This is a genomic window from Azospirillum formosense (genome assembly GCF_013340925.1).
Taxonomy (GTDB): domain Bacteria; phylum Pseudomonadota; class Alphaproteobacteria; order Azospirillales; family Azospirillaceae; genus Azospirillum; species Azospirillum formosense.
The window spans coordinates 17,057-37,380 of record NZ_WHOR01000001.1 but is presented as its reverse complement, the minus strand read 5'-3'; the positions used below and the strand labels follow the sequence as shown (position 1 = coordinate 37,380).

Here is a 20,324-nt window from a genome sequence, read left to right as displayed (position 1 = left end):
ATGAGCGGTAATACCAATCCGATGGACCAAGCTATGCTCTTGGTTTGATGGAGCTTCCAGGAAAGGCATAAAGGGTTATGCCTTTTGGGCTCGGCCGGACGTTTACACCTGATTAAGAATTTGGGCTTTAGGACTTTCGCCATTGCGAAAGGCGGTCCGTGCGGCTGGGTGTGGCCCGGCGCACAGCGGGACGAGCGAAGGGGCGTCATGATGACGTCATCGACCAACCCGCCGATCAACCCGGGCAGCCTGCCAGAACGAACGGAACCTGCTCCATGGCCCAATCCGTGACCCGCGCGCTTCAAGCCATCAAACGCCACAACGCCAAGCCGGAGCAGATCGACCACGCCATCCTCAGCGCCATCAACGTGACGCTGTGCATGCAGTCCGGCGGCAACGACCGGGTCGCCGAAGGCTTCAACCAGGACATCGCGCTGAGCGGCCGGGCCTTCGGCGTCCGGAGCTGACCTTACTCCTCCTTTTCCTCCCGCTTCCGCAGCTCGTCCTGCAGGAGATAGCGGGCTTCCGGCGGCAGATCGCCGATGGCTTCGGCCAACACGCGCAGGCGACGCCGCAGCCCGTAGACGGTGTCCAGCAGCGACAGCACGACCGGCATCGCCTCGTCGTCGAGCGCCAGATCCTCCCGCAGATCGCAGATCAGTTCCAGCCGGGCCATGTCCGCTGCGCTGAAGACGAAACCGGTCCCTTCGTGCCGCGGCCTCAGCCAGTGCCGCTCCACCCACACCGTCAGCTGGGCGGAGGAGACGCGCCGGCAGGTGGCCAGCACCTCCTCGGTCCGCCATCCCGCGCCGTGCTGGTCCATGTCGTTCCGGTCCATCTCACGCGGCCTCCATGTCCCGTCTCGGGTTGTGGTCGGTTTTCCAATCCCGGACGAACGCCTCCAGCGCCGGGTCGGGCGCGTCGGGCAGGGCGATGCGCAGCGTCACATACTGGTCGCCGCGCGCGCCGTTCGCTCCGGGAAGGCCCTTGCTTTTCAACCGCAGCCGCGTGCCGTTGTTCGCCCCCTTTGGAACGGTCAGCATCACCGGCCCGTCTATGGTCGGCACGCGCACCTTGCCGCCCAGCACCGCCTCGCCCAGCGTCACCGGCAGGTCGAGCTGGATGTCGTCGCCGTCGCGGCGGAACCACGGGTGGGGCGTGACCTTGACGGTCACCAGCGCGTCGCCGGGCGGACCGCCGTTGCTGCCGGGCAGGCCCTGGCCCTTCAGGCGGATGGTGCCGCCATCCTCCAGCCCGGCGGGCAGGTCGATGTCCAGCGTCTTCCCGTCCGGCATGGTGACGCGACGCTTGCCGCCCTTGGCCGCCGCCAGGAAATCGACGGTCAGCGACATGCCGAGGTTGCCGCCCTTCATCGGCATGGCGCCGCCGCCGCGGGCGAAGCCGCGCCCGCCGAACAGGTCGGAGAAGATGTGCTCCAGATCGTCCGACGCGAAGCCCTCGGCGTGGGCGTAGCGGGCGCCCGCCGGGCCTTCGGCGAAGTCGCGGTAATACTGGCGCTGCGGCCGTTCCTGGCCGGAGGCGTCGATCTCCCCGCGGTCGAAGCGGGCGCGCTTGTCGGCATCCGACAGCAGGCTGTAGGCGGCGCTGATGTCCTTGAAGCGCTGCTCGGCTTCCGCCTTGCCGGGATTGAGGTCGGGGTGGTGCTTCTTGGCCAGCTTTCGGTAGGCCTTGCGGATCTCGTCGTCCGAAGCGGTGGGGGATACGCCCAGAATCTCGTAAGGATTGCTCATGGCGATGACCGTGATTGAAAAGCGGGGGTCAGCGGCTGACGGGTGAGCACGTTCGACGTGTATGTGTTCGACGCTCCCCCGCAAATCAAGAGGGGTGCCCTTCCGTGCAACGCACGTCGCCTGTGCTTGCGGCCGGGATGACGAAGGAACAGCGCGCGCCAATATGAAGCGGGCCGGACTTGGCTCCGGTTGAACGGTTCCAAAGGGAGATGGTCAGGGAGGGAGCCCCCGTCATGCCGCACATGCCTCGGTCCTTCATGCCCACCGATCAGGCCGTCGCCGACCTGAGGCGGCGCCACAAGATCGCGAACGTGTTGCAATCCCTCCTCCTGCTCGGCGGCATGGTGCTGCTGCTGGCGTTGTGTGGGATGATCCTGGCGGGGGTTGAGGGGGTGCTGTGGGCGCTGCTTGGCGGCGCCATCAGCCTGCTGTTCAGCCCGCGCCTGTCGCCGCGCATGGTGCTGGGCATGTTCGGCGCCCGCCGCCTGACCTATGCGGAGGCCCCGGTCCTGTTCGACGCGCTGGCCGCCATCGCCCGCCGGGCGGACCTGCCCGCGGTGCCGGAGCTGTGGTACGTCGCCAGCCCGGCGCTGAACGCCTTCGCCGTGGGCAGCCGCCGCCGGTCGGCCATCGCGGTCACCGACGGGCTGCTGCGCGCGCTCAGCCTGCGGGAGCTGGCCGGCGTGCTGGCCCACGAGGTCAGCCACGTGCGCAACAACGACCTGACCGTGATGGGGCTGGCCGACACGGTGACCAGCCTGACCCGGCTGATGTCGGTCTTCGGCATGGCCCTGCTGATTCTCAACCTGCCTCTGCTGATGATGCGGCAGGAGGCGGTTCCCTGGCTGCTGGTGCTGCTGCTTATCGCCGCACCCTGGATCGGCGTGCTTCTGCAACTCGCCCTGTCGCGCACCCGGGAATTCGACGCCGACCTCGACGCCGCCCACCTGACCGGCGACCCGGAGGGCGTGGCCTCGGCGCTTGCCCGGATCGAGCGGCTTCAGCACAGCCCGTGGGAGGGGCTGCGTTTTCCCGGCCGCCGCCGTGCGCAGAACATCCCGTCCCTGTTGCGCACCCACCCGGACACCGAGGAGCGCGTGCGCCGCCTGATGGCGCTGCGCACCCCGCCGCCGGTCCTGCCGGGGCTCGACGCCTACCCTCTGCACGGCCACCCCCTTCATGCCCGGCCGCACCTCGCCATGCCGGCGGCGCTGCGGCGCCCGCGCTACCGGATCGGCGGCTACTGGTACTGAAGGTTACAAGGCCGGCGTCCGCCTCTCCTGGACTCGCGCTGCCCGGCTGGGTAGAACCGACGGGCGCGGTCGGGCAATTTTCCCAAATCCCAGGCTTGTCCAGGGACGGCGGAGCGCCCGCGGCGGTCGGTTGGCTACAGAAGGCGGGTCCCCTCCATGACCTTTCAAGGGCGTTTGGTCCTCCTGATCTCCGGGCTGGTGACGCTGGCGGTGGCGCTGGTCACGATCCTGCTGGCCTGGACGACCCATTCGGCGATCCAGTCGCGGGTGGAAGCGGACGGCCGCGGTGCGGCGACCTTGCTGGCCCGCTCCGCCACGCTGGCGCGCGAGGTCCCGCGCGACGTGGAGGCGCTGCTGGCTGACCGGCTGTTGTCGGAGGCGACGCTCGCCGCCCACCTTGTGGCGGTGATGGAGGCGGGCAAGGCGCCGGTCAAGGCGGTGACCGACCGGCTGAAGGCCGTCGCGGACGGTGGCGGGCCGGACGAGATCTGGGTCACCGACAACCGGGGCCGCGCCTATCTGCACAACATCCCCGGCCCCGACATCACGTTCGGTCCCGACGCCCGTGCGCAGCCGCGCCAGGCGCCCTATTACGGCCTGCTGAACCGCGCGCCGGAGAAGGTGGTGACCGACGCCGCCACCGAAGGCGGCAAGCTGATGAAGTTCGCCGGCGTGGCCGGCGTCGACAAGCCGCGCATCGTCCAGGTCGGCGCCGACGTGCGCCGGCTGGGCGACATCGCCCGCCGGGCCGGGGTGGACGGCGTGATGGCCTCCCTGCTGGCCGGCGGCACGGTGGAGGGCGCTTGGCTGCTGGAGCGCGACGGGCGTCTTGCCGTGCACGCCACCGGTCCCAGCGCCGGGCCGCTGTCGGAGCGGGCGGTCGAGGCGGCGAAGGCCGCGGCCGCCGCCGGCGAGACCGGCCTGCTGCGTGAGGGAGACCGGCTGACCGCCTTCGCCCCGGTGCCGGCGGTGGCTGGGCAGGGAGCAGGGATCGCGGTGGTCCGCCTGCCGGCGGAGGACCTCTCCTCGGTGGTCGGCCGTCATGTGAAGATCGGCGTGCTGGTCGGGCTGCTCGTCCTGGCGGCGGGCGTCTACGGCGCCGTCCGCTTCGCGCGCAGCCAGATGGCTCCGATCGAGCGGCTGGGCGAGGCCGTCGCCGCCGTCGAGGCCGGGCGCTTCAACCCCTTCACCCTGAACGAGGCGATGGAGCGCAACGACGAGATGGGCCGCCTTGCCCGTGTCTTCCGCAGCATGGCGCTGGAGGCGTCCTACCGCGAGGAGACGCTGGACGCCCAGCTTCTGATGCGCACGGCCGAGCTGGAGACCCGCACGGAGAAGCTGGCCGCCGCCGAACACCTGATCGAGGAGGAGCAGCGCGCCGCCCGCGACGTGCAGGCGAATCTGCTGCCGCAGCAGCTCCCCGCCGGGCGCGACAGCCAGTTCTTCGGCCTGCTGGTCCCCGGTCCGGCGGTCAGCGGCGACTTTTACGACGTGATCGAGCTGGACGAGCGCCATTGCCTGCTGGTGGTGGCCGGGGTGTCCGGCTGGGGCGTGCCGGCGGCCTTCCTGATGCTGCTGGTGCGCGGCGCGATCCGCGAGGCGGCGGCCCGGCCCGGCATGACCCCCGCGGCCATCCTGGCGGCGGCCAACGACCGGCTGTGCGGGCAGAGCCCCTTCGACGGCTTCGCCACCGCCTTCGTCGCCCTCTACGACCGTGAAACCGGGATGCTCAGCCATTCCAGCGCCGGCAACCGCGCGCCCTGCCGCATCCGGGCGGACGGCAGCGTCCTGACCCTGGCCGACGCCGGCGGCCCGGCGCTGGGCGTGCGCAAGGGCATCCCCTACGGCGAGGCGGTGACCCGGCTGGAGCAGGAGGACACGCTGTTCCTGTGCACCGAGGGCGTGCTGCGGGCGGTGAACGCCCACCGCGAGCCGTTCGGGGAGGAGCGTCTGGCCGCCGTCCTGCACCAGGGCCGCGGCCTGTCGGCGCGCGACCGCTCCGAACTGCTGCTGCGCGCGGTGGAGGCCCATGTCGGTCCGGACGGGCAGACCGGCGACATCGTCTGCCTGACCGTCCGCCGCCTGCTGCCCGCGTCCGAACTGGCGCCGGAGTCCGAAGCGACGGCGTGACGCGGGCTGGTCAGAGCCGGCATCGCGGCCTTTCTCTCTGATGGTGGTGGCCCGGCTGGCGGGCCGGGTCATCCGTGCGACCACGGCGCAGACCCGTCCTGCGTCCCCATGTCTGTCCTGGGTTCCGCCGTTCAGCTTCGGTTCAGTCGCCCCCGGACAGGATCGGCAGGACTTGCCTGTTTCTGCCGATGAGGGGATGTCCGATGTCCAACGCGTATTCCGAGGCCGCCGCCCGGCCGCCCGTCAAGACCCGCCCCGTCAAGACCCGCTACGACGGGGTGATGCTGCTCCTGCACTGGAGCGTCGCCCTGCTGATCCTCGTGGCCTTCGCCATCGCCCAGGGGCGTGGGCTGGTGCCCCGCGGGCCGGAGCGAACCGCCCTGATGGACCTCCACCGTTCGCTTGGCGTCCTCGTGCTGGCCCTGGTGGCGCTGCGCATGGTCTGGCGCGCCGTCAGCCCGCCGCCGCCGATGCCCGCCGACACCGCGCCGCTGCTCCTTCTGGCCGCGAAAGCCGGGCATCTGGCGCTCTACGCCCTGATGATCGCGGTGCCGCTGGTCGGCGTGCTGATGACCCAGGCCAACGGCCATCCCGTCTCCGTCTTCGGCCTGTTCACGTTGCCCGCGCTGGTCGGTGAGGACAAGGGCTTCGGCCACACGCTGGAGGAGGCCCACGAGTTCCTTGGCACTGCCATCATCGTGCTGGCCGGCCTGCACGCGGCGGCGGCCCTGGTCCACCAGTATGTCTTGAAGGACGGGACCTTGAGCCGCATGCTTCCCCGGAGGAACCGCTGAACTGAGAAAAGGGCGGGCAGCGCCGGCACCGGAGTGCCGCTGGGCGCCGCCCGCCGAGTGGTGAGGTCCTGCCTCCTCCATGGATGGACCCATGCTCGGGTCCCCCATGGTCTGATGAACCCGCCCAAGCGGCTTCTCTTCCCGACGCAATGGCGGTACCGCCCCCCGCTTTGACGCACCGCTCCTGTTTTCCGGCTGTCCAGCGGGGGAGGTGAGGCGGTGACGGGTAAGGCGATTCGTATGGCGGCGGGAGCCGCGTTGCTGGTGTCGGCGCCCGCCGGGGCGGTGCCGTTCGACCGGGTGTTCGTCTTCGGCGACAGCCTGTCCGACACCGGCCGGGTCTATGAGCTGACGCGCGGTGCCATTCCGCAGAGCCCGCCCTATTACGACGGGCGTTTCTCCAACGGCCCCGTCTGGGTCGAGCGGCTGGCCCCGCTGATCGGCAGCCAGCCCGAGCAGAAGACCAACTTCGCCTATGGCGGTGCCGAGACGGGCACGCTGTCGCAGACCGGCGTTCCCGGCATCCAGGGACAGGTCGGGCAGTTCCTGCTCAGCCGACCGAGCGGCACCGGCGGCGGGCTGTTCGCGGTGTGGGCGGGCGGCAACGACTATTTCAACCGCGTCTCGGCCGGGTCGGACCCGTCGGGCCTCGTCACCCAGACGGTCGGCAACATCGTCACCACGGTGGAGCGCCTGGCGGCGCTCGGTGGGAAGACCTTCCTGGTGCCGAACCTGCCGGACCTCGGCACCATCCCGGACACCCGCAGTTCCGACCGCGCCGCCCTGCTGAACGCCGTCACCGCCTCCCACAACACGTTGCTGTCGCAGGCGATGGCCGACGTGGAGAAGCGGCTGGGAGTCACCGTCGTGGTGGCCGACGTCAACGCGCTGTACCGCGCGGTGGCGGCCAACCCGACGGCCTACGGCTTCACCAACGCCGTGACGCCCTGCCTGTCGGACAACGCGCCGACCGGCGCCTGCGGGAGCGAGGCGCAGGCCGACCAGACCGTCTATTGGGACGAGATCCACCCGACCCGCGCCGCTCATCTGTTGATCGCGCAATACATGCAGGGCGCCCTGCTCGCGCTGAACGACGCGGCGGAGACGGTGGCGATGCAGCCGGAACTGGCCTTCGAGTCGGCGCGGAGCTGGCACCGCGCGCTGCTCGGCTCCATCGCCGGCCCCGCCGCGACGCGGGTGGAGGCGCCGCTCGGCAACGGGGAGCTGAGGGCCTTCCTGATCGGCGACGCCGCCTGGGGCCGTCTCGGCGGCACGGCGGAGCGCCAGGGCTTCCGCTTCAACACCCAGTCGGGCGGCGTCGGCGCCGAACTGCCGGTCGGGCCGGCCTCGCGGGTCGGGCTGTCGGTCGGCGGGTCGCGTGGCCGCGCCCGGCTGGACGAGGGGGCGGGCACGCTGGACATGACCAGCACCATCATCGGTCTGCACGCGGTGACCGAGGCTCGGGGCTTCCAACTGGCCGTGGCGGGCAGCGTCTCCTTCGACCGCTACGGCGACATCGACCGGACCACCGGCTTCGCGCCGTTCCCCAACGCCTCGGCGGAGACGGACGGGCGGACCTACGCCCTGTCGGTCGCCGGGGGCTACACCGCGCAGCTCGGGCCGGTGGCGCTGGGTCCGCGGCTGGGCCTGCGCTACATCCACACGCGGATCGACGGCTATCAGGAGAGCGGCGCCGGCCTGCTGTCGCTCGGCGTCGAGCGGCAGAGCGCCGAATCGCTGGAGAGCAGCGTCGGGGCCGAGGCCTCCACCGTCGTGGAGATCGGGCGGACGGTGCTTCAGCCCAGCCTGGGCATCGCCTGGGAGCACCAGTTCGCCGAGGACGCGCGCACCGTCACCGTCCGCCTGCCCGGCGGGGCCGCCAACAGCGTGAGCCCCAGTGGCGACGGCCGCGACTCCCTGGTGATCGGCGCCGGCCTGTCGGCCCAACTCTGGCAGGCGGTCGGCGCCACGGTGGGTTACCGCGGCGAACTGTCGGGGGCGGACGGCCACAACCATGCCTTCACCGCCCGCTTGCGGATGAGCTTCTGAGGAATCGCCTATTCCATCCTTCCGGAAGGCTTTTTCCTGCTGGCGTTGCGGAGCGGCAGGAGGAACAATCGGAACCGGTGCGTCGCCCCCGGGCACGCCCGCCCGAACAAGAACAACGGGAGGAGTTTCATGGCCTACAAGCACATCCTCGTGCATCTCGATTCCGGCCCGCAGGTGGAAACCCGCCTCGATGCGGCGATCGCGCTGGCGAAGACCAGCGGCGCCTTCCTGCGCGGCCTGTTCGCCCAGCCGGACCGCAGCGCCACCAGCGTCATCGCCCGCCGCTCCAGCGATCATCTGGAACAGGCCGCCGCCCGCAGCGAGGCGATGTTCCGCGACAAGCTCCAGGCATCCGGCCTGCAGGGGCAATGGCACGGCCTGACCCACGGCGAGCACAACCACGTCATCCGCGAGGTCATCATCTGGTCGCGCTTCGCCGACCTGACGGTGCTGGGCCAGTTCGACCGCAGCGCCCCCTCCGACGGCGTGGCGCCGGAGGAGCTGAACGAGCAGGTAGTGCTGAACTCCGGTCGCCCGGTGCTGGTGCTGCCCTTCGCCGGCACCTTCCCGGTGATCGGCAAGCGCGTCGCCGTCGCCTGGAACGCCGAGCGCGAGGCCGCCCGCGCCCTGTCCGACGCCATGCCCTTCCTCCAGGCCGCCGACGAGGTCACGGTCATCACCGTTCTGACCCAGGCCGCCCCGCCCGCCGGGTCGGAGCCGCAGCGCATCGGCCTGCTCGACCATCTGGCCCTCCACGGCGTGACGGCAGACCAGACCCATTTCACGGTGACCGACATCGGCGCCATGGACGCGCTTCTCGCCCGCAGCATCGACTCCGGGGCCGATCTGCTGGTGATGGGCGCGCACGGCCATTACGGTTTCCCCTTCCTGCACCGCGGCGGCGGGACGCGCCATGTCCTGCGCACCTGCCCGGTGCCGCTGCTGCTGTCCCACTGACGCCGTCCGGTTGACGGAAACAGGCGGCGGGCTTTCCTCCGCCGTGCCGGGCGGCCATGTAGAGGCTTCCCGGCACCGGCTGGAGAGCGTGCATGTCCTGGCTCCGCGTCTTCCTGATCGCCTGTCCCGTCATCGTCCTGGCGGCGCTGTTCGCCGCCTGGGCGGCGACGGGATTCGACCTGTTCGGCCTCAGCCTGCCGGGTCTGCTCGCCCTGGTGGGCGGCGCCGTGCTGACCAGCGCCGTCGCCATCGGGCTGATGGCCCTGGTCTTCCTCAGCAACCGCAGCGGCCACGATGAGGCGGCGGGCCGTCCGGACCCCACGGACGGGCCGGACCGGCTCTAAAGCCCCAACCCCGAAAGGGGCCATCGGCCCTTTCTTCCGTCTGATGTCCGCAAGGTCGGCGGAACGCCTGCGATTCCCCGCCGTTGCTGAAGGGACGAAGGAGCCCCGGTTCTTGCGGCCGGATGGGCCATGCCTGCGGCCGGGGCGGGAAGGAGGGGAACGCCGCGATGGACGAACACCGCATCCGCCACCGTGCCTACGAGATCTGGGAGCGGGAAGGGCGCCCCGAAGGCCGCCGCGCCGAGCATTGGGAACGGGCCTGCCGCGAACTCCAGGAAGAGGACGAGCGGGCGAAGGAGAAGGGGTCCGAACCGCGCGACCTCGCCCGATCCTCTGCGGATTCGGGCGCCGGCATCTGACGTCCATCACAGCCATTCCTCCAAGGAGACGCCATGCCGCCCCGCCGTGATCCCGCTTCCTTCATGTGGTCGGAGGCCGTCGAACTGCTGGACCGCGCCGAGCGGCTGCACCGCCAGTTCTTCCGTCCGGCCCCTCCCGGCCGCCGTGCCTGCTGGACCCCGCCCATCGACGTCTATGAGACGGAAGATTCGGTGACCATCGTCGTCGCCCTTCCCGGCGTCGGCGCGGAGGAGCTTCACGTCGCCGTCGAGGACGGCGTTCTGGTGGTTGCCGGCGAACGGACTCTGCCGCTGGGCTGCGACGGGATCATTCACCGGCTTGAGATTCCCCACGGCCGCTTCGAGCGGCGGATCGAGCTGCCCGCCGGGGCCTTCCGCATGGGGCGGCGTGAGCTGTCGGCGGGCTGCCTCGTGCTGACGCTCGACAAGATGGGATGAAGGACGTCCAATGACTGATGAGCACGCTGCCGAAGCGACGCCGCCCCCCCAGACGCCACCCGCCTCGACGCCCGCCTCCGGGTTGCCGGAGGATGTGATCCCGGTCATCCCGGTGCGCAACCTCGTGCAGTTTCCCGGGGTGGTGCTGCCGGTGACGGTCGGGCGGGCGCGCTCGGTCGCCGCGGCGCAGGAGGCGGCCCGCACCGAACGGCCGGTCGGCATCCTGCTCCAGCGCGACGAAGCGGTGGAGGACCCGACCGGCGCCGACATGCACCGCGTCGGCACGACCGCCAGCATCCTGCGCTACGTCACCACGCCCGACGGCTCGCATCATCTGGTGTGCCAGGGGCAGCAGCGCTTCCGCATCGTCGAATGGGTGCCCGGCCATCCCTTCATGGCCGCGCGTGTGGAGATGGTGGAGGAAAGCGACACCGCCACGCCGGAGGTCATGGCCCGCTTCCTGAACCTGCGCAACGAGGCGGTGGAGGCGCTGCAACTGCTGCCCCAGGCCCCGCAGGAGCTGCTTGCCGCCGTCCAGGCGCTGGAGAGCCCCGGCGAGCTGGCTGACATGACCGCCAGCTACATGGACCTGAAACCCGCCGAGAAGCAGGAGGTGCTGGAGACGTTCGACCTGCCGGACCGGCTCGACAAGGTCGGCGGCCTGCTCGCCCGGCGGATCGAGGTGCTGCGGCTGTCGCGCGACCTCCGCGAGCGCACCCGCGAGGCGATGGACGAGCGGCAGCGCGAATATCTGCTGCGCGAGCAGCTGCGCGCCATCCAGAAGGAACTGGGCGAGGCCGACGAGGGCCGGCAGGCCGAGATCGGCGAGCTTCAGGACGCCATCGCCAAGGCCGGTATGCCGCCCGACGTCCGCGAGCACGCCGAAAAGGAGCTGCGCCGGCTGGAGCGCATGCCGGAGGCGGCGGCGGAATATTCAATGGTGCGCAGCTATCTGGACTGGCTGATCGAGATGCCGTGGGACCGCCGTTCCGAATCCCGCATCGACATCGCCGAGGCCCGCCGCATCCTCGACGAGGACCATTACGGGCTGGAGAAGGTCAAGCGCCGCATCCTGGAATTCCTCGCGGTGCGCAAGCTGAACCCGGAGGGGCGCAGCCCCATCCTGTGCTTCGTCGGTCCGCCGGGGGTGGGCAAGACCTCGCTCGGCCAGAGCATCGCGCGGGCGACCGGGCGGGCCTTCGCCCGCGTCTCGCTGGGCGGCGTCCATGACGAGAGCGAGATCCGCGGCCATCGCCGCACCTATGTCGGCGCGCTTCCCGGCACCATCGTCCAGGCCATCCGCAAGGCCGGGACGCGCGACTGCGTGCTGATGCTGGACGAGATGGACAAGCTGGGGCAGGGCTTCCACGGCGACCCCTCGGCCGCCCTGCTGGAGGTGCTGGACCCGGAGCAGAACGCGACCTTCCGCGACCATTACCTGGGCGTGCCCTTCGACCTGTCGAAGGTGATGTTCATCGCCACCGCCAACATGCTGGACACCATCCCCGGCCCGCTGCGCGATCGCATGGAGGTGATCGAACTGTCCGGCTACACGGAAGATGAGAAGCTGGAGATCGCCAAGCGCTACTTGCTGGCCCGCCAGCTCGCCGCCAACGGGCTGACGGCGGAGCAACTGGAGATCCCGGACGACACCCTGCGCGCCATCATCCGCGACCACACGCGGGAGGCGGGGAACCGCCAGCTGGAACGGCTGATCGGCGCGGTCGGGCGCTACGCCGCCGTGCGCATCGCCGAGGGCGAGGTCGAGCGGATGCGGGTCGAGCCGCCGGACCTGACGGCGATCCTCGGGCCGCCGCGCTTCGAGAACGACGTGGCGATGCGCACCAGCGTGCCCGGCGTGGCGACCGGCCTCGCCTGGACGCCGGTCGGCGGCGACATCCTGTTCATCGAGGCCAGCCGCTTTTCCGGCTCGGGCCGGCTGATCCTGACCGGCCAGCTCGGCGAGGTGATGAAGGAGAGCGCCCAGGCCGCCCTCAGCCTCGTCAAGTCGCGGGTGAAGGACCTCGGCCTCGACCCGGAGGGGCTCGACCGCTACGACATCCACATCCACGTGCCGGCGGGCGCCATTCCGAAGGACGGGCCGTCCGCCGGGGTGGCGATCTTCACGGCCCTGGTGTCGTTGCTGTCCGGGCGCTGCATCCGCTCCGACACGGCGATGACCGGGGAGATCAGCCTGCGCGGGCTGGTTCTGCCGGTCGGCGGCATCCGTGAGAAGGTGGTGGCCGCCCAGCGTGCCGGCCTGAAGACGGTGATGCTGCCCGCCCGCAACCGCAAGGATTTCGACGACATTCCCGCGGCGGTGCGTGAGCGGCTGAGCTTCGTCTGGCTGGAGCGGGTGGACGACGCCGTCCGCGCCGCCCTGGTGTCGGAGACCTCAGAGGCGGGGGCGGAGCGCAAGGCCGGGTAGCGTTCTCCGCAGGGGCCGGGACCCTTGCGCACCGGGGGTGCGGTGCGCCACATCAATGGCGCGCCCGCACGGAGCGCGCACAGGAGACGATCATGACGCCCGAGGAACGCACCCTCCTTTCCGATCTGTTCACGCACCTGCGCGAGGTGGAGAACCAGCCCCGCGATCCGGAGGCGGAACGCTTCATCCAGCAGATGATCCAGGGCCAGCCCGCCGCCGCCTACTACATGGCGCAGTCGGTCCTGGTGCAGCAGCAGGCGCTGACCGCCGCCCAGCAGCGCATCGAGGATCTGGAGCGGCAGGTGAGGGAGGCGCAGTCCCGCGCCCAGCAGACCCAGACCCAGCCGTCCGGCGGCAGCTTCCTGTCCAACGCGCTCGGCCTGGGGCGCAGCCCGTGGGCCGGTGGGGGAAGCCGTGCGGCTGAGCCGCGGCCTGCGCCGATGCCCCCGTCGCCCCAGGGGCCGGCCTACAACCCGATGCAGCCGCCGATGCAGTCGCCCGGGGCGCCGTCGCGCAGCCCGTGGGGCGCCGCTCCGCAAGGTGGCGGGCAACCCGGTTATGGCCAGCCTGCCTTTCCGCCCCAGCCCGGTTACGCGCCGCAGCCCGGCTTCGGCCCGCAGGGCTACGCGCCGCGCGGCGGCGGGTTCCTGAGCGGGGCCGCCCAGACCGCGGCCGGCGTGGCTGGTGGCATGCTGGCGGCCAGCGCCATCTCCTCGATGCTCAGCCATTCGCCGGGTCCGTTCGGTGAGGCCGCCGCGGCGGCGGGCCAGACGGCCAGCCATGGCGAGACGATCATCAACAATTACTACGGCGACTCCGCCGACCAGGGCGCGGACCAGGGCTTCCCGCCGGAGGACAACAACCTCCAGAACGTCGACTACCAGACCGACGATTCCTCGTTCGACGATGGCGGCGGCGATGGCGGCGGCGGCGATGGCGGTGGAGACGACAGCTGGATCTGACCTTATCCAGTCCTTGCCTTATCCAATCTTTGGCGAAGGCGTGCCAACCTTTGGGAAAGGGCCGGTGCGCCTTCGTGCCGCCATCACAGTTAATATAAATTAAACAGTTAGGTCCCTACGGTGCGTCGGGCAAGGAAGGCCGTGCTCCCCCGATCCCCACGCAGAACCGAGGCCCATGACGACGCTCGTTCAGCCCCAGCCGACCGAAGACGCCGAGCGCAGCGACGCTGAGCGCAAGGTGTCCGCCACCCAGATGTACCATGAGGTGGCGCGGATCATCGAACGGATGCACCGCCGGTTCCTCGACGTTCTGCGAATCGAGCTGTCCCGCATCGGCATCGACGACATCAGCCCGGTGCAGGTGATGATGCTGCTGAACATCTCCAACGGAGAGATCAGTGTGCGCGACCTGATCGAGCGCGGCTACTACCTCGGTTCCAACGCCTCCTACAACCTGAAGCAGCTGGTGGACAGCGGCTATGTGGACCGCTCCGCCTCGCCGCGCGACAAGCGCGCCGCCCGGCTGAAGCTGTCGGCGAGGGGGCTGGAGCTGTGCGAACGGCTGCGCCATATGGCGTCCGTCCATTCCGACGGTCTGATCCGCAGCGACGGCGACAGCCAGGACTTCGAGGTCACCTACCGCACGCTGCGCCGCCTGGAGCGCAAGTGGACGGACGTCATCCGCTCCGACGAAACGGAAATCCTCTGACGCGCATTGACCTCCCTCACTGTGCGCGGCGGTACGCCGTGCCACGGTAAGGCCGCTGGGCTTTATGGGGGAAGTGGGATGAAGTTCGCCGTCGGCACGCAGGATTACCGCAGCATCGCCACCCATGGCGGACGCACCCGCCGCTTCCTGGTCTTCGAGGCCGAGGTGGGCGGCGACCCCGTCGAGGTCACGCGGATCGAACTGGCGGAGGATGAGGTGCTTCACCTCGCCGGCGACGGGCGCCCGCATCCCATCGACGCAGTGCGGGTCGTCATCACCGGCTCCTCCGGCCAGGGCTTCATCGACCACATGAAGCGCCGCGGCATAGAGCCGGTGACCACGCTGGAGACCGACCCGGTACAGGCGATCCGTGACTGGTTCGCCGGAACCGTTAAGACGGCGCCGCTGCCCGAGCATCCCCACGAGCATCACGACCACGGCCATCACGACCACGACCTTGGTGACGCCCCGCAGGAGCGCCACGGGCCGCCGGCCTGATTCGTCAAGCGGCCCGAGTCGTCACACAGGGAAAGACACGCTGGCGGTGGTGCCGGCGGCGTCGCTTTCCGTGTTCAGCGTGTCGCCGAGCTGGGCGGCCAGCGCCTCGGCCAGCATCAGCCCGTCCTCCGCCGTCGTGTCGAAGCCGGCGGGCAGGGCGCGCCCGTTGTCCTCGACGATCAGGCGGGCGCGCCCGTTGTTCTCCTGCGTCACCGACACGCGGATCCAGCCCTGCTCCGGAAAGGCGTGGTGCAGGCTGTTGGTGATCAGCTCCGCGGTGATCAGGCCCAGAGGCATGGCCTCGTACAGGCCGATCTGGATGGGGTCGCTCTTCACCTCGATGGGCACGTTGGCGAGGCCGCCGGGCGTTCCATGCTTCACCGCATCGGCAAGGGATTCGATGTAACGGCCCAGATTCACATGGGTGCCGGTGCCCGACTCGTGGAGCTGGCGATAGAGAATCGCCAGCGCTTCGATGCGGACCAGCGTTTGTTCGTAGGCGGCGCGGGCGTCCGGGTCGCGGATGCGGCCCGTCTGCAGCTTCAGCAGGCTGATGACCAGCTGAAGGCTGTTCTTGGCCCGGTGCTGAAGCTCGCGCAGTTCGGCTTCCAACTCGCGGATGCGTTCCGCAATTGGGTCCTCCGGCGCTCCCGAACCGGTGGCGGGGCGATCAGCAGGCAGGGCGACCGGCTGGAACCGGAGGGGATTGGGCATCACGCAATTCTCGGCTGAGGCTGGGCAACGTTTTACTTAGGTTCAGAACAATTTATGCGCTTGAACCCACTCCCGAGTTGGTTCTGAGGAAGTAACCCTCTGCGCATAGCCAATTCGTTCGTTCACGTTCGGACGGAGAGGAGGGGCTTATGAGCCGGGAGGACGAAGGGTCGGTATCACGGGCAGGCGGGGCAAGCCGGAAAATGCGTTCCCCCAGCCGCCCCGACGTGGCATGAGTGCCGCCATGCGTTTGAGAAGCTTGGTGATTCCCTTTTGCGCTCTGCTGGCCGTGGCCGGCGGCTGCGCCGCGGTGGCCGGTAACGGCAGGCCGGCCGTGCCCTCCGTTCCGATAGCCCTGGACCCGGACCGTCCGGCCCTTGCGGAGGTCGGTGCGCTGCCATTTCGTGGCGCCCTCCGTCTGCCCGATGGGGCGGGTGTCGGGGGCCTGTCCGGCCTGTGGGTCAGCGACTCGGGCGACCGTTTCGTCGCCTTGTCCGACAACGGCAAAAGCGTCACGGGCCGGCTGTCCTACGACGCTCAGGGGCATCTGGCCGGTGCCGGACATTATGATGTCCGCCCTCTGGTGATCGACAGGGACCCGGATTACCGCGGTCGGCTCAATGACTCGGAAGACCTCATCCGTCTTCCGGACGGCGGCTGGCTGGTGCCGTTCGAACGCAATCACCGCATCCTCCGTTACGACGGGGCCGACCGGCCCGAGGGAAAGCCGCGGAAGCTTCCGACGCCGCTAGGCCTGGAGAAGGCTCCGTCGAACGGTGGGGTCGAGGCTCTGGCCGCGCTGCCGGACGGCCGCCTCCTGGCCATCGAGGAGGGGGATGACGACGGCGTTCGGGAACGCCACGCCTGGATCGCCCCTGCCGACCCAACGTCGCGCGGCGACTGGCTGCCGCTGACCTACCGCGCCGCGCCGCGCTTCCGCCCCACGGCGGCGGCGCCCCTGCCCGACGGTGGGGTGCTGGTGCTGGAACGGCGGGTGTCCCTGCTGGGTGGTTGGGCGGCACGCATCGTTCACGTGTCCTCCGACTCGCTGCGCGGCGGCGCAACGATGGATGGAGTCGAACTGGCTCGGCTGGAGCCGCCGTTGCCGACCGACAATTTCGAAGGGTTGGCGGTGCGGCCCGGCCCGGACGGCGACCTGTTGCTCTACATTGTCTCTGACGACAACCGCAGCCCGCTTCAGCGGACCTATCTGATGATGTTCCAACTTCCGGCGAATGCTCTGAAGCCCACCGTTGCGGGGCGCTGACCGGAAAACGCGCCCCGCCCGCGGAGAGCGGTGCCGATCAGAAATTGGCGTAGGGGCCGCCTTGGCCGGGCATGTCCGGAGCGCCCGGAGCGCCCGGAGCGCTCGGGTTCCCCATCGACTCGCGGTGATGATGGACACGGGCGATGCTGGGGGCAAGGTCCTGAAGCTCGATGAAGTTGTCGGCCTGACGGCGCAGTTCGTCGGCGACCATCGGCGGCTGGGAGCGCACGGTGCTGATGACGCTGACCCGCACGCCCTTGCGCTGCACCGCCTCCACCAGCCGGCGGAAATCGCCGTCGCCGGAGAAGAGCAGGATGTGGTCCACCCGCTCGGCCATCTCCATGACGTCGATGGCCAGCTCAATGTCCATGTTGCCCTTGATCTTGCGCCGGCCCGAGGCGTCGGTGAACTCCTTGGTCGGCTTGGTCACCATGGTGTAGCCGTTGTAGTCAAGCCAGTCGACCAGCGGGCGGATCGGCGAATACTCCTGATCCTCCACCAACGCGGTGTAATAGAAGGCCCGCACCAGTCGCCCTTCGGAGGCGAAGCCGTCGCGAAGACGCTTATAGTCGATATCGAAGCCCAGGGACCGGGCGGCTGCGTACAAATTGGCGCCGTCGATGAACATCGCCAGACGCTCTTCCTTATAAAAGAGCTTCGTAACATCTTTCGGCAAAGTCGTATTCCGATCCAATTCCGTAATCCTTCCACGATGGATTGAATTATATGCCAGGCATACGCGAAATTGCGATTCACCAGATAAGTAAAGTAGGAGGTCGTCTTCGCGCGAGCAAGGGGGAGTGCTGGCATGGGCGCGCCGCGGGCGGGGTACGGCGGGCGGACCCGACAAGGCTCGAAGCGCTTGCGCAGGCGCGAACGCATCAATATATTCGGATGCCTTCGCAGATCCCGGAGTTGGTTTGGTATGGCTCGCGTTACCGTCGAAGATTGCGTCCTCAAGGTTCCGAACCGGTTTGAACTGGTTATGATGGCGGCCCAGCGCGCGCGTGAGATCGCGTCCGGCGCCCCGCTGTCGATCGACCGCGACAACGACAAGAACCCGGTCGTTGCCCTGCGTGAGATCGCCGATGAGACGGTGATGCTGGAGCATCTGAAGAACGCCCTGATCAAGGGCCACCAGAAGCACGTCGAGCCGGACGAGCCCGAGGAGGAGATCGTCGAACTGATGGCCGGCGAGCACGACTGGGCCGCCCGCGGCGACACGTCGCTGGAGGACGAGGACGGGATGAGCGAAGCGGAGGAAGTCGGCGAAGGCGATGACCTGCTGTCCGACATGGAGAGCGACCCGGCGGCGGCCTTCGGCGAGACCGAGGACGACGTTGTCGGCCGCGATGCGGACGGGGATCTCTGACGCTGAGCGACAGCGACCGGCTGTGGGGGTCGATCGGCCCCCTTTCCGTCCACGAACCAATCGTTTGCGAAACTTTATGGCGCACACTGCGCCGGGTCGGGTGGCATGATCCGGCAATATGAGCTTGTCGAACGCGTCAAGGCGTACGACCCCTCGGCGGACGAGGAGTTGCTCAACCGCGCCTACGTCTTTTCCATGAAGGCGCACGGGTCGCAGACCCGCGCCTCGGGTGATCCCTACTTCCTCCACCCGTTGGAAGTCGCCGGCATCCTCACCCAGCTCAAGCTGGACGCCGGGACCATCGCGACGGCGCTGCTGCACGACACGGTCGAGGACACGGTCGCCACGCTGGAGGACATCGAGAAGCACTTCGGCAAGGAGATCGCCCGTCTGGTCGACGGCGTGACCAAGCTGTCGCGCCTGGAACTGCACAGCGAGCAGGCCAAGCAGGCCGAGAATTTCCGCAAGCTGGTGCTGGCGATGTCGGAGGACATCCGTGTCCTCCTGGTCAAGCTGGCCGACCGGCTGCACAACATGCGCACGCTGTTCCATCTGAAGAACCCGGACAAGCGCAAGCGCATCGCGCGTGAAACGATCGAGATCTACGCGCCGCTCGCCGAGCGCATCGGCATGCATCAGGTCAAGGACGAGTTGGAGGATCTCTCCTTCGCGGAGCTGAATCCGGACGCCCGGGACAGCATCCTGGCCCAGCTTTCCCGCCTGCGCTCCGAGGGCGAGAACCGGGTCCAGCGGATCATCCAGGAACTCCGCGGCACGCTGGCGGAAGAGGGGCTGCCCAACGCCGCGGTCACCGGACGCGAGAAGACCGCCTATTCGATCTGGCGCAAGCTGCAGCGCAAGAATGTCAGCTTCGAGCAACTGTCGGACATCATGGCCTTCCGGATCATGGTGGACACGGTGCCGGAATGCTATCAGGCGCTGGGCGTCATCCACGCCCACTACCCGGTCGTCCCGGGGCGCTTCAAGGACTACATCTCGACGCCCAAGCCCAACGGCTACCGCTCGCTCCACACCGGGGTGATCGGTCCGGAGCGCAACCGCATCGAGGTGCAGATCCGCACCAGCGACATGCACGAGATCTGCGAGCTCGGCGTCGCCGCCCATTGGGCCTACAAGCAGGGCGAGCAACGCACCCAGCAGGGGCGCGAGTACCGCTGGCTGCGTGAGCTTCTCGACATCCTGGAGCACGCCCAGAAGCCCGAGGAGTTCCTGGAGCACACCAAGCTGGAGTTGTTCCAGGACCAGGTCTTCTGCTTCACACCAAAGGGCGACCTGATCGCGCTGCCGCGCGGGGCGACCCCGGTGGACTTCGCCTACGCCGTCCATTCCGAGGTCGGCGACCACTGCGTTGGCGCCAAGATCAACGGGCGGATGCTGCCGCTGCGCACGCAGCTGCAGAACGGCGATCAGGTCGACATCATCACTTCCAAGGCCCAGACCCCGGTTCCGGGCTGGGAACGATTCGTCGTCACCGGCAAGGCGCGGGCGCGCATCCGCAAGTTCCTGCGCACCCAGCAGCGCACCCAGTACATCGAGCTGGGCCGGGCCATCCTGCAGCGCCAATTCAAGTCGGAAGGCTACGAGTTCTCGGAAAAGGCGCTGGACGGTGTCGTCAAGATCTTCCAGCAGCCGAGCGCCGACGACCTTCTGGCCAGCGTCGGGTCCGGCCTGCATTCGGGCCGCGAGGTCTTCCATGCCGTCTTCCCTGGCCACAAGCCGCATGTGGCGACGCCCAAGGAAGGCGACGACAAGAACTCCATCACGGTGCCGAAGCCCAAGCCGAAGGCGAAGGGCAACAACGCGCCGCTGCCGATCCGTGGCCTGATCCCCGGCATGGCGGTCCACTACGCCCGCTGCTGCCACCCGCTGCCGGGCGACCGCATCGTCGGCATCGTGACCACTGGCAAGGGCGTGACCATCCACACCATCGACTGCGAAACGCTCGAAAGCTTTCACGAGTCGCCGGAGCGCTGGATCGACGTCGCCTGGGACATCGGACCGGACAGCCCGGAGGAGCATGTCGGGCGCATCTCGCTGGTGGTCAACAACGAGCCGGGCTCGCTCGGCACGTTGTCCACGGTCATCGGCAAGAACGGCGGCAACATCACGAACCTGAAGATCACGAGCCGCAACACCGACTTCTTCGAGCTGCTGATCGACATCGACGTGAAGGACGCCAAGCATCTGACCAACATCATGGCGGCCCTGCGTGCCACACCCGCCATCAACGCGGTGGAGCGCGCCCGCGGGCGTTGAGCGTGCCCATCAGGAGCGAGGG

Annotated in this window: 20 protein-coding genes; 16 read left to right on the top strand and 4 right to left on the bottom strand. The window is 69.2% G+C overall.

Annotated features, from left to right (window positions below; genetic code table 11):
• Nucleotides 1–275: 275 nt before the first annotated feature.
• Complete coding sequence (locus GBZ26_RS00185; protein WP_014198714.1) at nt 276–467, top strand: hypothetical protein; 192 nt, start codon at nt 276–278, stop codon at nt 465–467.
• Between the two features lie 2 nt (nt 468–469).
• Here the strand turns inward: GBZ26_RS00185 and GBZ26_RS00180 are convergent, their stop codons facing one another.
• Both GBZ26_RS00180 and GBZ26_RS00175 read right to left on the bottom strand, forming a co-directional pair.
• A complete protein-coding gene (locus GBZ26_RS00180) occupies nt 470–838 on the bottom strand; it encodes a chaperone modulator CbpM (RefSeq protein ID WP_119507132.1) in 369 nt (122 codons plus the stop codon).
• Nucleotide 839: 1 nt separating this feature from the next.
• Nucleotides 840–1,751: a DnaJ C-terminal domain-containing protein gene (locus GBZ26_RS00175; RefSeq protein WP_174437056.1), complete on the bottom strand. Its 912-nt coding sequence runs from the start codon at nt 1,749–1,751 to the stop codon at nt 840–842.
• Between the two features lie 233 nt (nt 1,752–1,984).
• Here GBZ26_RS00175 and GBZ26_RS00170 point away from each other — a divergent pair, with 233 nt between their 5' ends.
• The 12 genes from GBZ26_RS00170 to GBZ26_RS00115 all read left to right on the top strand — a co-directional run bounded on the left by GBZ26_RS00170 (nt 1,985) and on the right by GBZ26_RS00115 (nt 14,672).
• Complete coding sequence (locus GBZ26_RS00170) at nt 1,985–3,004, top strand: zinc metalloprotease HtpX (protein WP_174437055.1); 1,020 nt, start codon at nt 1,985–1,987, stop codon at nt 3,002–3,004.
• 156 nt (nt 3,005–3,160) lie between these two features.
• The gene (locus GBZ26_RS00165) at nt 3,161–5,134 is read left to right on the top strand and encodes a PP2C family protein-serine/threonine phosphatase (protein WP_174437054.1); all 1,974 of its coding nucleotides are present in this window, start codon (nt 3,161–3,163) and stop codon (nt 5,132–5,134) included.
• Between the two features lie 203 nt (nt 5,135–5,337).
• On the top strand, nt 5,338–5,928 hold the full coding sequence (locus GBZ26_RS00160; RefSeq protein WP_174437053.1) for a cytochrome b: 591 nt from the start codon (nt 5,338–5,340) through the stop codon (nt 5,926–5,928).
• A 219-nt stretch (nt 5,929–6,147) separates the two neighbouring features.
• Entirely contained in the window at nt 6,148–7,977 is a 1,830-nt protein-coding gene (locus GBZ26_RS00155; protein ID WP_174437052.1) for an autotransporter domain-containing protein, read from the top strand.
• Between the two features lie 129 nt (nt 7,978–8,106).
• Entirely contained in the window at nt 8,107–8,934 is an 828-nt protein-coding gene (locus GBZ26_RS00150; protein ID WP_174437051.1) for a universal stress protein, read from the top strand.
• 92 nt (nt 8,935–9,026) lie between these two features.
• On the top strand, nt 9,027–9,278 hold the full coding sequence (locus tag GBZ26_RS00145) for a hypothetical protein (protein WP_014198724.1): 252 nt from the start codon (nt 9,027–9,029) through the stop codon (nt 9,276–9,278).
• Nucleotides 9,279–9,445: 167 nt separating this feature from the next.
• Nucleotides 9,446–9,637 (top strand): DUF2934 domain-containing protein, encoded by a 192-nt coding sequence (locus GBZ26_RS00140; protein ID WP_174437050.1) that lies wholly within the window; start codon nt 9,446–9,448, stop codon nt 9,635–9,637.
• A gap of 33 nt (nt 9,638–9,670) precedes the next feature.
• Nucleotides 9,671–10,075: an Hsp20/alpha crystallin family protein gene (locus tag GBZ26_RS00135; RefSeq protein WP_174437049.1), complete on the top strand. Its 405-nt coding sequence runs from the start codon at nt 9,671–9,673 to the stop codon at nt 10,073–10,075.
• 10 nt (nt 10,076–10,085) lie between these two features.
• The gene (gene lon, locus GBZ26_RS00130) at nt 10,086–12,503 is read left to right on the top strand and encodes an endopeptidase La (protein ID WP_211104503.1); all 2,418 of its coding nucleotides are present in this window, start codon (nt 10,086–10,088) and stop codon (nt 12,501–12,503) included.
• Between the two features lie 92 nt (nt 12,504–12,595).
• Nucleotides 12,596–13,465 carry a DUF2076 domain-containing protein gene (locus GBZ26_RS00125; protein WP_174437048.1) on the top strand — a complete coding sequence of 290 codons (870 nt, stop codon included), beginning with the start codon at nt 12,596–12,598 and terminating at the stop codon, nt 13,463–13,465.
• Between the two features lie 175 nt (nt 13,466–13,640).
• On the top strand, nt 13,641–14,174 hold the full coding sequence (locus GBZ26_RS00120; protein WP_174437047.1) for a MarR family transcriptional regulator: 534 nt from the start codon (nt 13,641–13,643) through the stop codon (nt 14,172–14,174).
• 78 nt (nt 14,175–14,252) lie between these two features.
• Nucleotides 14,253–14,672, top strand: coding sequence for a NifB/NifX family molybdenum-iron cluster-binding protein (locus GBZ26_RS00115; protein ID WP_174437046.1), 420 nt, complete (start codon nt 14,253–14,255; stop codon nt 14,670–14,672).
• A gap of 21 nt (nt 14,673–14,693) precedes the next feature.
• Here the strand turns inward: GBZ26_RS00115 and GBZ26_RS00110 are convergent, their stop codons facing one another.
• Complete coding sequence (locus GBZ26_RS00110; protein WP_137116284.1) at nt 14,694–15,386, bottom strand: sensor histidine kinase; 693 nt, start codon at nt 15,384–15,386, stop codon at nt 14,694–14,696.
• 232 nt (nt 15,387–15,618) lie between these two features.
• Between GBZ26_RS00110 and GBZ26_RS00105 the strand changes: the two genes are divergently transcribed.
• On the top strand, nt 15,619–16,653 hold the full coding sequence (locus GBZ26_RS00105; protein WP_246653889.1) for an esterase-like activity of phytase family protein: 1,035 nt from the start codon (nt 15,619–15,621) through the stop codon (nt 16,651–16,653).
• Nucleotides 16,654–16,690: 37 nt separating this feature from the next.
• Here GBZ26_RS00105 and GBZ26_RS00100 read toward each other — a convergent pair whose 3' ends face one another.
• Nucleotides 16,691–17,281 carry a LabA-like NYN domain-containing protein gene (locus GBZ26_RS00100; RefSeq protein ID WP_174437045.1) on the bottom strand — a complete coding sequence of 197 codons (591 nt, stop codon included), beginning with the start codon at nt 17,279–17,281 and terminating at the stop codon, nt 16,691–16,693.
• A gap of 297 nt (nt 17,282–17,578) precedes the next feature.
• Here GBZ26_RS00100 and rpoZ point away from each other — a divergent pair, with 297 nt between their 5' ends.
• Together rpoZ and GBZ26_RS00090 are read left to right on the top strand one after the other, a co-directional pair.
• Complete coding sequence (gene rpoZ / locus GBZ26_RS00095; RefSeq protein ID WP_035679203.1) at nt 17,579–18,025, top strand: DNA-directed RNA polymerase subunit omega; 447 nt, start codon at nt 17,579–17,581, stop codon at nt 18,023–18,025.
• Nucleotides 18,026–18,130: 105 nt separating this feature from the next.
• Entirely contained in the window at nt 18,131–20,302 is a 2,172-nt protein-coding gene (locus GBZ26_RS00090) for a RelA/SpoT family protein (protein ID WP_174437044.1), read from the top strand.
• The last annotated feature ends 22 nt before the right edge of the window (nt 20,303–20,324 follow it).

Excerpts from the sequence above, each read along its gene's own strand:
- GBZ26_RS00180 (WP_119507132.1), bottom strand. The coding sequence starts at position 838 with ATGGACCGGAACGACATGGACCAGCACGGCGCGGGATGGCGGACCGAG.
- GBZ26_RS00100 (WP_174437045.1), bottom strand. The coding sequence starts at position 17,281 with ATGTTCATCGACGGCGCCAATTTGTACGCAGCCGCCCGGTCCCTGGGC.
- GBZ26_RS00175 (WP_174437056.1), bottom strand. The coding sequence starts at position 1,751 with ATGAGCAATCCTTACGAGATTCTGGGCGTATCCCCCACCGCTTCGGAC.
- GBZ26_RS00150 (WP_174437051.1), top strand. The coding sequence starts at position 8,107 with ATGGCCTACAAGCACATCCTCGTGCATCTCGATTCCGGCCCGCAGGTG.
- GBZ26_RS00145 (WP_014198724.1), top strand. The coding sequence starts at position 9,027 with ATGTCCTGGCTCCGCGTCTTCCTGATCGCCTGTCCCGTCATCGTCCTG.
- GBZ26_RS00120 (WP_174437047.1), top strand. The coding sequence starts at position 13,641 with ATGACGACGCTCGTTCAGCCCCAGCCGACCGAAGACGCCGAGCGCAGC.
- rpoZ (WP_035679203.1), top strand. The coding sequence starts at position 17,579 with ATGGCTCGCGTTACCGTCGAAGATTGCGTCCTCAAGGTTCCGAACCGG.
- GBZ26_RS00110 (WP_137116284.1), bottom strand. The coding sequence starts at position 15,386 with ATGCCCAATCCCCTCCGGTTCCAGCCGGTCGCCCTGCCTGCTGATCGC.
- GBZ26_RS00115 (WP_174437046.1), top strand. The coding sequence starts at position 14,253 with ATGAAGTTCGCCGTCGGCACGCAGGATTACCGCAGCATCGCCACCCAT.
- GBZ26_RS00185 (WP_014198714.1), top strand. The coding sequence starts at position 276 with ATGGCCCAATCCGTGACCCGCGCGCTTCAAGCCATCAAACGCCACAAC.
- GBZ26_RS00135 (WP_174437049.1), top strand. The coding sequence starts at position 9,671 with ATGCCGCCCCGCCGTGATCCCGCTTCCTTCATGTGGTCGGAGGCCGTC.
- GBZ26_RS00140 (WP_174437050.1), top strand. The coding sequence starts at position 9,446 with ATGGACGAACACCGCATCCGCCACCGTGCCTACGAGATCTGGGAGCGG.
- GBZ26_RS00090 (WP_174437044.1), top strand. The coding sequence starts at position 18,131 with ATGATCCGGCAATATGAGCTTGTCGAACGCGTCAAGGCGTACGACCCC.
- GBZ26_RS00125 (WP_174437048.1), top strand. The coding sequence starts at position 12,596 with ATGACGCCCGAGGAACGCACCCTCCTTTCCGATCTGTTCACGCACCTG.
- GBZ26_RS00170 (WP_174437055.1), top strand. The coding sequence starts at position 1,985 with ATGCCGCACATGCCTCGGTCCTTCATGCCCACCGATCAGGCCGTCGCC.
- lon (WP_211104503.1), top strand. The coding sequence starts at position 10,086 with ATGACTGATGAGCACGCTGCCGAAGCGACGCCGCCCCCCCAGACGCCA.
- GBZ26_RS00105 (WP_246653889.1), top strand. The coding sequence starts at position 15,619 with ATGAGTGCCGCCATGCGTTTGAGAAGCTTGGTGATTCCCTTTTGCGCT.
- GBZ26_RS00160 (WP_174437053.1), top strand. The coding sequence starts at position 5,338 with ATGTCCAACGCGTATTCCGAGGCCGCCGCCCGGCCGCCCGTCAAGACC.
- GBZ26_RS00165 (WP_174437054.1), top strand. The coding sequence starts at position 3,161 with ATGACCTTTCAAGGGCGTTTGGTCCTCCTGATCTCCGGGCTGGTGACG.